The sequence below is a fragment of the Mycobacterium sp. E802 genome, assembly GCF_001666875.1.
GTDB lineage: Bacteria > Actinomycetota > Actinomycetes > Mycobacteriales > Mycobacteriaceae > Mycobacterium.
In genome coordinates this window covers 66,816-77,713 of the sequence record NZ_LZJD01000062.1, presented here as the reverse complement: position 1 = coordinate 77,713, position 10,898 = coordinate 66,816, and the positions used below count along the sequence as shown (strand labels likewise).

Below are 10,898 nucleotides of genomic sequence, written 5' to 3'. Positions count from 1 at the left end.
CAGACACAAACTGAGCCAGACACCAGATGATCCAGACCCAACCACCGCAACGCGGCAAAATCCAGACTGACACTGAGACACAAACCCGTACCTTGTCGCGCGAAAAAGTACGGGTTTGCGTCTGCTGGCGGTGGTTACTTGAGCAGGGCGCGGCTCATCACCACGCGCTGGATCTGGTTGGTGCCCTCGTAGATCTGGGTGATCTTGGCGTCGCGCATCATCCGCTCGACCGGGAAGTCCACCGTGTAGCCGGCGCCGCCGAACAGCTGCACCGCATCGGTGGTGACCTCCATGGCCACGTCGGAGGCAAAGCACTTGCTCGCCGCCGAGATGAACCCGAGGTTGGTTTCACCACGCTCGGCGCGGGCGGCAGCGTGGTAGACCATCAGCCGGGCGGCCTCCAGCTTCATCGCCATGTCGGCGAGCATGAACTGCACGGCCTGGAATTCGGCGATCGCCGTGCCGAACTGCTTGCGATCCTTGGTGTAGGCGATCGCGGCATCCAGCGCACCCTGGGCGATACCGACGGCCTGGGCACCGATGGTGGGCCGGGTGTGATCGAGCGTGGCCAGCGCGGTCTTGAAACCGGTGCCGGGCTCACCGATGATCCGGTCACCGGGGATCCGACAGTTCTCGAAGTACAGCTCGGTGGTCGGGCTGCCCTTGATCCCGAGCTTTTTCTCCTTGGGTCCGACGGAGAAACCCTCGTCGTCCTTGTGCACCATGAACGCCGAGATACCGTTGGCGCCCTTGTCCGGATCGGTCACCGCCATCACCGTGTACCAGGTCGACTTGCCGCCGTTGGTGATCCAGCACTTGGCGCCGTTGAGGATCCAGTCGTCCCCGTCGGCCTTGGCCCGGGTCCGCATACCGGCCGCGTCCGAGCCGGCCTCGCGCTCGGACAGGGCGTAGGAGGCCATTGCCTCACCGGACGCCAGCGACGGCAGCACCTGCTTCTTGAGTTCATCGGAACCCCGCAGGATCAACCCCATCGTGCCCAGCTTGTTGACCGCCGGAATCAGCGACGCCGACGCGTCCACCCGCGCGACCTCTTCGATCACAATGCAGGCCGCGACCGAATCCGCGCCTTGACCGCCGTACTCCTCGGGCACGTGAATCGCGTTGAAGCCCGAGGCATTCAGCGCCTGCAGAGCCTCCTCGGGAAAGCGCGCATTCTCGTCGACGTCGGCAGCGTGCGGGGCGATTTCCTTCTCCGCCAGCGCCCGGATCGCCGCCCGAAGCTCCTGATGCTCCTCCGGCAGCTGAAACAGATCAAAAGATGGGTTTCCGGCCCAACCAGCCATGATCTTCTCCTTTGCTTTCAGCTCTTCGCTCTCTTGTTCCATCGTTGCCCGGACTGCACATCGAGTACATCGCCCTGCTACTTTTGGTACTCAGTACCATATCACTGGCACTCAGTACCCGATGGAGGTGCACCTATGCCCGGTCCGCCAAGCACACGGGAGCGTCTGGTGAGCGCGGCCTTCGAACTGTTCGAAGAACGCGGGTACGAGGCCACCAGCGTCGACGACATCGCGACACGGGCGCAGGTGGGACGCACCACCGCGTTTCGTCAGTTCGGCTCGAAAGAGGCGATGATCTTTCCCGATCACGAGGCGTTGCTGCGCCGCGCCGACGAGAGGTTGTCGGCGGCGTCGGCCGAAGCACTCCCCGCCGAGGTCATCGCGGTGGCGACAACCTCGGTCTTCGAGAACTACCTCGCCGAGGGCGAGCGCGCCCGGACCCGGTATCGGCTGACCCGCACGGTAGGAGCCCTGCGCGACTTCGAAACGGCCGTGGTGTCACGGTATGTGCGGCTGTTCACCAAACACCTGAGGGCCGCGCAGACCGGAGACTGGACGGCGGATCTGCGCGCCGAACTGTTCGCCAACGCCGTCGTCGCCGCGCACAACCACGTGCTGCGCCGATGGCTGCGCGGCGACTCGACGAACCCGCGGTCAGACCTGGCCGAGGCGCTGGCCGCGACCTGGCCGATTTACCGGGGCGGTGGCGGCCGCACCGCGGTGGTGGTGATGTCGACCGATGAACCGATCGAGTCCCTGACGCCCCGCATTCGCGAGCTCATCGGGGACTGACTCAGCCGCTGACTCAGTCGTCACCCAGCAGGCGATCGCGCAACGCGGCGTCCTTCGCCAACACCATGGCTTCCAGATCGGCCTGGAATTTCACCATTCGGGCCTGTAGCGCGGCGTCAGCGGCGCCCAGGATCCGCACCGCCAACAGGCCCGCATTGCGTGCTCCGCCAATGGAAACCGTGGCCACCGGGACCCCGGCGGGCATCTGCACGATCGACAGCAACGAGTCCATGCCATCGAGGCGGGCCAGGGGCACCGGCACCCCGATCACCGGCAGCGGTGTGGCCGAGGCCACCATTCCGGGCAGATGTGCAGCCCCGCCCGCGCCGGCGATGATCACCTCGACGCCCCGGTCGGCCGCGGTCTTGGCGTAGTCGAGCATTCGTTGCGGGGTCCGGTGCGCGGAGACCACACCGACCTCGAACGGCACCTCGAACTCGGCCAGCGCGGTGGCCGCCTCCGACATCACCGACCAGTCGCTGTCGCTGCCCATGATGAGCCCGACCCGTGCCGTGTTACTCGCCATGTTCATCCCATCCGTCGGTCCATTCGGCGTGCGACAACCAGTGCGCTGCCCGCCCCGCGCGCTCCCGCAGTTCGTCCATATCCGAGCCGATCACGTTGACGTGCCCCAACTTCCGTCCCGCACGTTCGCCTTTGCCGTACAGATGCACCTTCGCGTCGGGAATCCGGGCGAACAGATGGTGCAACCGCTCGTCCATCGACATCGCCGGTGTCTGCGCCGCCCCGAGCACGTTGGCCATCACCGCGGCCGGTGCGATGGCCGAGGTGTCGCCCAGCGGGTAATCCAGCACGGCCCGCAGATGCTGCTCGAACTGACTGGTGACCGCGCCGTTCATGGTCCAGTGCCCGGAGTTGTGCGGGCGCATGGCCAACTCGTTGACCAGGAGACCGCCGTCGACCGTCTCGAACAGCTCGACGGCCAGCACGCCGACGACGCCGAGCTCATCAGCCAGCCGTAGCCCGAGTTCCTGTGCGGCCGAACCGAGTTCGTCGGACAGCCCGGGAGCCGGGGCGTACACCTCGACGCAGATACCGTCGCGCTGCACGGTTTCCACGACCGGCCACGCCGCGCCCTGCCCGAACGGCGAACGGGCCACCAGCGCGGCGAGTTCCCGGCGCATCGCGACGCGTTCCTCGGCCAGCACCGGCACCCCGTCGGCCAGATACCCGGCCACCACCTCGCGCGCGGCCGCCAGATCGTCGGCCATCACCACGCCCTTGCCGTCGTAGCCCCCACGCACGGTCTTGATCACCACCGGGCCGTCGATCTCGGCCACGAACGCCTCGACGTCCGCCACGGAGGTGATCTCGGCGAACCGTGGCACGGGGGCGCCCAGGGCCTTCAGCTTGCGGCGCATCAACAGCTTGTCCTGGGCATGGACCAGCGCCTGCGGCGGCGGGTTGACCGTGACACCCTCGGCCACCAGCTTTTCGAGGTGCTCGGTGGGCACATGCTCGTGGTCGAAGGTCAACGCCGCAGCGCCCTGGGCCGCCCGACGCAACGCGTCCAGGTCGGTGTGAGAGCCGATGACGACGTCGGCGGTGACTTGAGCAGCGGATTCATCCGGCCCGGCAGCCAGCACCCGCAGGGTCTGCCCCAGCGCGATTGCCGCCTGGTGCGTCATTCTGGCGAGCTGGCCGCCGCCGATCATCGCCACGACAGGTGACGCCCCGCCCGCGAGGGAAGGTGACGCCCCGCCCACGCGGGAAGGCTTCTCAGGAGTTGTCGGCACGCACTCCATGGTGTCATGCGCCGATTCGTGTCATCCTCGTGACCGGTGCATTGACCTGCGGTTAAGGTCTGGCAGCACAGCGATGCGGCAACGACGGGCGCATTTCCGTACACTGCCTAGCTGTGTCCTTCGCCGATGCGACAATCGCCCGATTGCCGCGCTTCGTCCGTCCGTTCGCCGAACGGCATCACGAACTGATCAAGTTCGCGATCGTCGGCGCGACGACGTTCGTCATCGATTCGGCGATCTTCTACACGCTCAAGCTCACGGTGCTCGAGCCCAAGCCGGTCACCGCCAAGATCATCGCCGGCATCGTCGCGGTCATCGCCTCCTACATCCTCAACCGGGAGTGGAGCTTCCAGAACCGCGGCGGCCGGGAACGCCACCACGAGGCCCTGCTGTTCTTCGCGTTCAGCGGCGTGGGTGTGCTGTTGTCGATGCTGCCGCTGTACTTCTCCAGCTATGTGCTGGGGCTGCGGGTCCCCGAGGTGTCTCTGACGGTGGAGAACATCGCCGACTTCATCTCGGCGTACATCCTGGGCAATCTGCTGCAGATGGCGTTCCGGTTCTGGGCATTCCGCCGCTGGGTGTTCCCCGACGAGTTCGTCGACACGCCCGATCTCGCGCTCGAATCCACGCTCACCGGTGGTGGCCTGGCCGAGGCGCTGGAGGATCACTCCGAGCGTCGCAGATCCGCCACGGTGACACCGTTACGGCGGCCGGGCCGCCGCGCCAAAGCGGGCCGATACGACGATCCTTCGGACCCTCCGGTGTCGAAGACTTCCTGATCCGCCCGCATCGGGCTTTGACGGCGAACCCGCGTTACTTCTTGAAGACGTCCTTGACTTTCTCGCCCGCCTGCTTCAGGTTGCCCGTGGCCTGATCTTTGTGTCCCTCGGCCTCGGTGTCCCTGTCCCCGGTTGCCTGTCCCACCTTCTCTTTGGCCTTTCCCGCCAACTCTTCGGCCTTGTTCTTGGCCTTGTCGATGCCGCTCATGGCTCCTCCTTCCGGCAGCGCCGTTGCCAGGCTGCAATCACGATGAGGTTGCCCCGGCGGCGCCAACGCCAAACCGAACGATCCGTCAGCTGGGTGACTCGTCAGAGCCCAAGGTGTCGAAGACTTCGTGATACAGCAGTGAATGCACCTGCTCCACGCGCGGGATGTCGTCGAATTCCAGCGGATCTTGCGACGCCGACTCGATGATCAGGGTGCCGGTGCGCAACAGCCGGTCGGACAGACCATGGCGGAACTCGACGCTGTTGATCCGGGCGAGCGGGATGTCGATACCTGAGCGGGTCAGCACACCGTGCCGGAACATGACGCGACGGTCGGTGATGACGAAGTGGGTGGTCCACCAGTTCAGGAACGGCCACAGGGTCAGCCAGCCGACCACGATGAGCCAGATCGCCCCGATGACGATGAACAGCACGTTCTTGGCCGTCGGCTGCCACTGCATGGTGTTGACCACGGCGGCGACGAACGCCGCGGCCGCGGTGACCAGGATGAGGACCAGGATCGCCCCGATCAGGCGCTTCCAGTGCGGGTGCCGGTGCAGCACCACCTGCTCGTCGTTGGCCAGCACATTCTCCGGGTAGCCCACGGCAGCACTCTACGACTCGGAGGGGCGCAGGTGGGTGATGTCACCCGCAGAGACGGTGACCCGCTCCGCGCCGGTGTCGATGATCAGACGACCGAGTTCGTCGACGTCGGCGGCCGTGCCCACCAAGGTGCGGTCCCCGGGCAGGATCGCACGGACCTGGCTGCCGAGCGTGACGCTGTGGGCACGGTAGTCGTCGGCCAGTTCGGGATCTGCGTTGCGCCAGCCGGTGACGCGGGCGCCCAGATGACGGAGCAGGGCTTGTGTCAGCGGCACGCGGTCCACTGTCGCGGCACCCAGTTGCGCCAGCGACGTGGCCCGGGGATCAGGTGCCTCCGCGGCCGTCAGCGTCACGTTCAGCCCGAGCCCGACGACGATGACCGACGTCGGAGAGGCCACCTCGGCCAGGATGCCGGCCAGCTTCCCGCCTCCCGGACCGACGAGGACGTCATTGGGCCATTTCAAACCGACTCGAACTCCGGTCACCTCACCGACTGCGTCGACGATTGCGAGCCCGGTGGCCAGCGGCAACCGTCCCCACCGGTCGGTCGGAACCCCCGCGGCATCCACCCCGAAGGAGGCCACCACCTGCGAGCGTGGCGGCGCCGTCCATGCCCGCCCGTGCCGGCCCCGACCGGCGCTTTGATATTCCGCCAACAACACCGCACCGGAGACGTCGTCACCGGCGGCGGCCCGCGCGAGCAGATCCGCGTTGGTGGATCCGGTCTCGTCGACGACGTCGAGTCGACGCCACGGCGCGCTCAATCTGGCGCGCAGTGCAGTCACGTCCAACGGTGGTCTCGTGTTCATTGCTGGCCAGCTTACGGGCAGCCCGGCGAACACCGGGCCGGGCCGGGCCGCCTCAGGTCAGCGCCATCCGTCGGACCGAGCCGCGATTCTGCCGGTACCAGCGCACCGTCTCCTCGATGCCGTTTCGCAGCGAAATCGAGGGCTCCCAGCCAAGGTCCCGTAACGTGCTGATGTCCAACAACTTTCGCGGGGTACCGTCGGGCTTGTCAGTGTCCCAGGACGTATCGCCGTCGAATCCCACTGCGGCCGCGACCATCTCGGCGGTCTCCTTGATCGTGTGATCGACCCCGGTGCCCACGTTGACCTGCTGTGGTCCGTCGAAATGCCGCAGCAGGTGCAGGCACGCCGAGGCCATGTCGTCGACGTGCATGAACTCCCGGCGAACGGTGCCGGTCCCCCAGTTCGTCACGCGCGGCTCACTGTTCTCCCGCGCTTCGTCGTAACGGCGGATCAACGCCGGCAGCACGTGGGAGGTTTCCGGGGAGAAGTTGTCACCGGGGCCGTACAGGTTCGTCGGCATCGCCGAGATCCACGGCAGGCCGTACTGACGCCGCACGGCCTGCACCTGCAGGATGCCGGCTATCTTGGCGATGGCGTACGCGTCGTTGGTCGGCTCGAGCGGGCCGGTCAGCAGCGCGTCCTCGGTGATCGGTTGTGGCGCCAATTTCGGGTAGATACAGGACGATCCGAGAAAGAGCAGGCGTTCGGTGCCGTGTGCCAGCGCCGCGTCCAGCACATTGGTCTGGATTCGCAGGTTCTCGGAGAGAAAGTCCACCGGGGCCTGGCTGTTCGCCAGGATCCCCCCGACCCGGGCCGCCGCCAGCACCACCACACGGGGCCGTGATCGGGCGAAGAACTCGAACGTCGCCGTCCGGTCGGTCAGATCGAGTTCGCGACGCGACCGGACGAGCAGATCACTGAAGCCCTCCGTGCGGAGTGTGCAGTGAATCGCCGATCCGACCATGCCCCGATGACCAGCGACGAACGTGGGAGCGGCCGGATCGAGCGCAATGTCGTTGTGTCCCTGGGCTTTCGCTGACATGTCAGCTCCAGCCTGCCAGTGCCGGCGTGTCACACCAGGGCTTGCCCTGACACTCCAGCCGGGCGATGTCGGCGTCGACCATGATCTGGGCCAGTTGCGGCGTCCGGACCGTCGGACGCCAGTCGAGCTGCCGGTCCGCCTTGGTGGCGTCGCCGATGAGTGCGTCGACCTCGGTCGGGCGCAGGTAACGCTCGTCGAACCGGACGTGTTTCTCCCAGTCCAGGCCGGCACGTTCGAAGGCCGCGACGAGAAAGTCTCGCACCGTGTAGTTGTCGCCGGTGGCCAGCACGTAATCACCCGGCTCGTCGGCCTGCAAGGTGCGCCACATACCTTCGACGTACTCGGGGGCGTAACCCCAGTCCCGCACCGCATCCAGGTTTCCCAGGTAAAGGTGTTGGTCCAGACCGGCTTTGATCTGCGCGGCGGCCCGGGTGATCTTTCTGGTGACGAATGTTTCACCGCGCCGCGGTGACTCGTGGTTGAACAAGATCCCGTTGACCGCGAACATCCCGTAGGCCTCGCGGTAGTTTCGGGTCATCCAGTACGAATAGACTTTCGCCGCACCATAGGGCGACCGCGGATAGAAGTTCGTCTCTTCGTTTTGCGGGGGCGGCGACGCACCGAACATCTCCGAGCTGGAGGCCTGATAGAAACGGCACGGAATCTTCGAGATCCGTACCGCCTCCAGCAGCCGGGCCGAACCGATACCCGTGGTGTCACCGGTGTGTTCGGGCTCGTCGAAGCTCACCCGGACATGGGACTGCGCGGCCAGGTTGTATACCTCGTGCGGTTCGATGCTGCTGAGCAGTGTCACCAGCCGGGCGCCGTCGCTGAGGTCACCGTAGTGCAGGAACAGTTGCGCGTGCGGTTCGTGGGGATCGACATACAGGTGGTCGATCCGGTCGGTGTTGAAAGACGAGGACCGACGGACCAGCCCGTGCACCTCGTAGCCCTTGTTGAGCAGAAGCTCTGCCAGATAAGAACCGTCCTGGCCCGTGATTCCGGTGATCAAGGCTTTCTTTTTCGCCTGCGTCACTGCGACATTCCTTTCTGTGCACGCACAAAGCGCTGGGCGGTAAGACTTTCGGCGCGTCAGTAGGCCCCGTTGCTCAGCAGCACCGCGCGTACGGTTTTCGCGATGATGACAAGGTCGGCCACCATCGACCAGTTCTCGACATAGGACAGATCCAGCCGCACCGATTCCTGCCAGGACAGGTCCGATCGCCCGCTGACCTGCCACAGTCCGGTGATCCCGGGCTTGACCAACAACCTGCGCTGGACGTCGCCGTCGTAGGTCTCGACCTCCTGCCGCAGCGGCGGACGGGGCCCGACCACGCTCATCTCCTGCCTGAGCACGTTGATGAACTGGGGCAACTCGTCGATGCTGTACCGACGCAGAATCCGCCCCACCGAAGTGATCCGCGGATCGTCTTTGATCTTGAAGAGGACACCGCCTGAGCTCTCGTTGAGCTCCTGCAGACTTTCCAGTTGACGATCGGCATCCGAAACCATCGTACGGAACTTCAACATTGCGAACGGTTGTCCGTCGATGCCGATGCGTTCGGCGGTGTAGAAGACCGAACCGCGGCTGTCGAGTTTGATGGCGATCGCGGCGGCCACGAGAATCGGTGACGAGACCACCAGTGCGAACAACGCGAACAGGAAGTCGAAGGCTCGCTTCTCGAACCGCTTTGCGCCGTCGTACTGCGGCTTTTCGACATGGACGAGCGGGAATCCGGCCACCGGGCGCATCTCCAGACGCGCCCCGGATACGTCCATGACGCCTGGTGACACCACCAGGTCGATTCCCATGGCCTCCAGGTCCCACATGAGTTTGCGGATTCCGTCGTAGCCGAAATGCTCTGTGCCGGTGATGGCCACGGTGTCAGCGCCGGATTCCCGGATGTCGTCGAGTGCGTAGGCCTCGCCGCCCATGATCGGGATGTCACGGTCTCCCACGCGCAACGTCTCGCCACGGGGTGCGCCATAGCCCGGAATCCCCACTGCGACAACGTCGTATCCGTTGCGCGGATCGCGAGTCAGCTCCTGAGCCAGATAGCTGACCGCGTCGGCATCACCGATCGCCATCACAGCCGTCTGATAGTGCCCCTCGGCCCGCTTCTTGGCCAGATACCGGCGCCACAGCCACCTACTCAGACACAATGCCACGGTGCCGGCCGGCAGCGCCACCGCCAGGTAACCGCGGGCCACCTCAAGTTGGACCAAGAACGTGATGATCGCCAGCCCGCCGAACGTCCAAAACGAGGCGGCGGCAACCCGTTTGTACTCCTCGGCCCCGGCCCCCATCACCCGTGTCGATCTCGTACGGCAGATCGACAGGGCCAACAGCCAGATGGCAGCGAAGAGAATCGAGACGGCCGTGATGTAGCCATCGGTGCTCGACAGGTCCGGCGCCTGTCCGAAGCGGACGTACTGCGCCAATATCACCGCCGCACACACCACCAGGATGTCGGTGATGAGGATGTTCACCAGGTATTGCCGCTGCCAGCGAGTGCGGGTGAACACTTCTCGCGGCATCGTGACAACCGTCATTCCGAATCGTGCACCTCTCCGGCCCATGGCCGGCAGCGATGCTCAACGATCCACTCAAAGCGGGATCGCGACAATCAGTACGACAAAAACCGCGCAGCCATAGGCGCCATCTATTCGATCAAGCGGTACGTTTCGCAATGTAGCAGTTGACCGTCGGCGGTGTCGGCCCACCAGTGCTCCGATACCGCCGAACAACGCGATGTTTCTCACGTTTACCACCTGAATCGCTTTCGCCGTCGATTGGTGGTTAACCTGATTCCGATGGTGCGCTCAAGTTTTGCCGGTGACGGGCAGCTGTGGTGGATCATCGCGGGGGCCGCAGCCGGAGCCGTTGCGCACCACCTGTTATCCGCGATATGGCCCTCCCCCGCTGCGCTCCTGCTGGTCACACTGATCGTGGCGGCCATCTGTGGCACCGTGATCGGCCTCATGCTCACCTGGCGAGTTCGTGCCGAAGTCCGCGGGTTTGTCATGGGAATGGCCGGCGCCACCACCAGCCTCAGCGGGTATACCGCGTTGGCGATGGACCAACCGGCCTCGGCCACGATTGCCTATCTTGTCCTGGCGCCCGGGTGTGTCTGTGCGGGGTTGTTTGCCGGTGCCCGTGTGGGATTGGCGCTGCCCGGAACTGCGCGTGAGGACGGTGACTCGTGATCACCGACGTGGTGTTGCTCGGCGTGGGAGGCGCGGTGGGCGCCTTGGCCGCGGTCTACCTGTACCGAAATGCCGACCGCTGGCGCATCACCGCGATCAACTGTGTGGTGTGCGCGCTGCTGGGCTGTCTGACCGCGGTGCAAGCCACCGCGGACTCGCCGCCGGCACTTCTGCTGTTCGGTGAGGGCCTGCTGGTGACCGCCGCACCCATCACCACCGTGCTGCTACCGATGGCCACCTTCGACGACCGTGCGCACACCTGGCCGGGGATTCGTCGAGCCGCTCGGACACTGGCGACAACCGCCTTGTATTGCAGCGCATTTGCCCTGCTGGGTTATCTGAGTGTGTATGTGTTCGCCGGTGTGCAGTACAAGCTGAAGTGGTAGCCC

13 protein-coding genes are annotated in these 10,898 nt (G+C 65.5%); 4 read left to right on the top strand and 9 right to left on the bottom strand.

The genetic code is table 11. The features are described 5' to 3' along the window. Nucleotides 1-134 precede the first annotated feature (134 nt). Nucleotides 135-1,304, bottom strand: coding sequence for an acyl-CoA dehydrogenase (locus A5699_RS09580; protein WP_067768570.1), 1,170 nt, complete (start codon nt 1,302-1,304; stop codon nt 135-137). Between the two features lie 135 nt (nt 1,305-1,439). Between A5699_RS09580 and A5699_RS09575 the strand changes: the two genes are divergently transcribed. Next, nucleotides 1,440-2,096, top strand: coding sequence for a TetR/AcrR family transcriptional regulator (locus A5699_RS09575; protein ID WP_067768546.1), 657 nt, complete (start codon nt 1,440-1,442; stop codon nt 2,094-2,096). Nucleotides 2,097-2,109: 13 nt separating this feature from the next. Here A5699_RS09575 and purE read toward each other — a convergent pair whose 3' ends face one another. Together purE and A5699_RS09565 are read right to left on the bottom strand one after the other, a co-directional pair. Next, complete coding sequence (gene purE, locus A5699_RS09570) at nt 2,110-2,622, bottom strand: 5-(carboxyamino)imidazole ribonucleotide mutase (protein WP_197508245.1); 513 nt, start codon at nt 2,620-2,622, stop codon at nt 2,110-2,112. Further along, a complete protein-coding gene (locus A5699_RS09565; RefSeq protein WP_067768542.1) occupies nt 2,612-3,772 on the bottom strand; it encodes a 5-(carboxyamino)imidazole ribonucleotide synthase in 1,161 nt (386 codons plus the stop codon). Before A5699_RS09565 ends, purE begins: the two co-directional genes overlap by 11 nt. Before the next feature lie 203 nt (nt 3,773-3,975). Between A5699_RS09565 and A5699_RS09560 the strand changes: the two genes are divergently transcribed. Further along, a complete protein-coding gene (locus tag A5699_RS09560; RefSeq protein ID WP_067768540.1) occupies nt 3,976-4,641 on the top strand; it encodes a GtrA family protein in 666 nt (221 codons plus the stop codon). A 34-nt stretch (nt 4,642-4,675) separates the two neighbouring features. On the opposite strand, the gene A5699_RS09555 is transcribed toward A5699_RS09560, so the two are convergent. From A5699_RS09555 to A5699_RS09530, 6 genes are all read right to left on the bottom strand, one after another. Next, nucleotides 4,676-4,849 carry a CsbD family protein gene (locus tag A5699_RS09555; protein ID WP_067768538.1) on the bottom strand — a complete coding sequence of 58 codons (174 nt, stop codon included), beginning with the start codon at nt 4,847-4,849 and terminating at the stop codon, nt 4,676-4,678. 85 nt (nt 4,850-4,934) lie between these two features. Continuing rightward, on the bottom strand, nt 4,935-5,453 hold the full coding sequence (locus A5699_RS09550) for a PH domain-containing protein (protein ID WP_067768536.1): 519 nt from the start codon (nt 5,451-5,453) through the stop codon (nt 4,935-4,937). 9 nt (nt 5,454-5,462) lie between these two features. Continuing rightward, on the bottom strand, nt 5,463-6,260 hold the full coding sequence (locus A5699_RS09545; RefSeq protein WP_067768534.1) for a biotin--[acetyl-CoA-carboxylase] ligase: 798 nt from the start codon (nt 6,258-6,260) through the stop codon (nt 5,463-5,465). A gap of 52 nt (nt 6,261-6,312) precedes the next feature. Beyond that, complete coding sequence (locus tag A5699_RS09540; RefSeq protein ID WP_067768532.1) at nt 6,313-7,302, bottom strand: GDP-L-fucose synthase; 990 nt, start codon at nt 7,300-7,302, stop codon at nt 6,313-6,315. A 1-nt stretch (nt 7,303) separates the two neighbouring features. Next, nucleotides 7,304-8,338, bottom strand: coding sequence for a GDP-mannose 4,6-dehydratase (gene gmd / locus A5699_RS09535; RefSeq protein ID WP_067768530.1), 1,035 nt, complete (start codon nt 8,336-8,338; stop codon nt 7,304-7,306). 56 nt (nt 8,339-8,394) lie between these two features. Then, the gene (locus A5699_RS09530) at nt 8,395-9,855 is read right to left on the bottom strand and encodes a sugar transferase (protein WP_067768527.1); all 1,461 of its coding nucleotides are present in this window, start codon (nt 9,853-9,855) and stop codon (nt 8,395-8,397) included. 261 nt (nt 9,856-10,116) lie between these two features. Here A5699_RS09530 and A5699_RS09525 point away from each other — a divergent pair, with 261 nt between their 5' ends. Next, entirely contained in the window at nt 10,117-10,509 is a 393-nt protein-coding gene (locus A5699_RS09525) for a hypothetical protein (protein ID WP_067768525.1), read from the top strand. Continuing rightward, nucleotides 10,506-10,895 carry a hypothetical protein gene (locus A5699_RS09520; protein WP_067768524.1) on the top strand — a complete coding sequence of 130 codons (390 nt, stop codon included), beginning with the start codon at nt 10,506-10,508 and terminating at the stop codon, nt 10,893-10,895. The genes A5699_RS09525 and A5699_RS09520 overlap by 4 nt, the downstream gene beginning before the upstream one ends. The last annotated feature ends 3 nt before the right edge of the window (nt 10,896-10,898 follow it).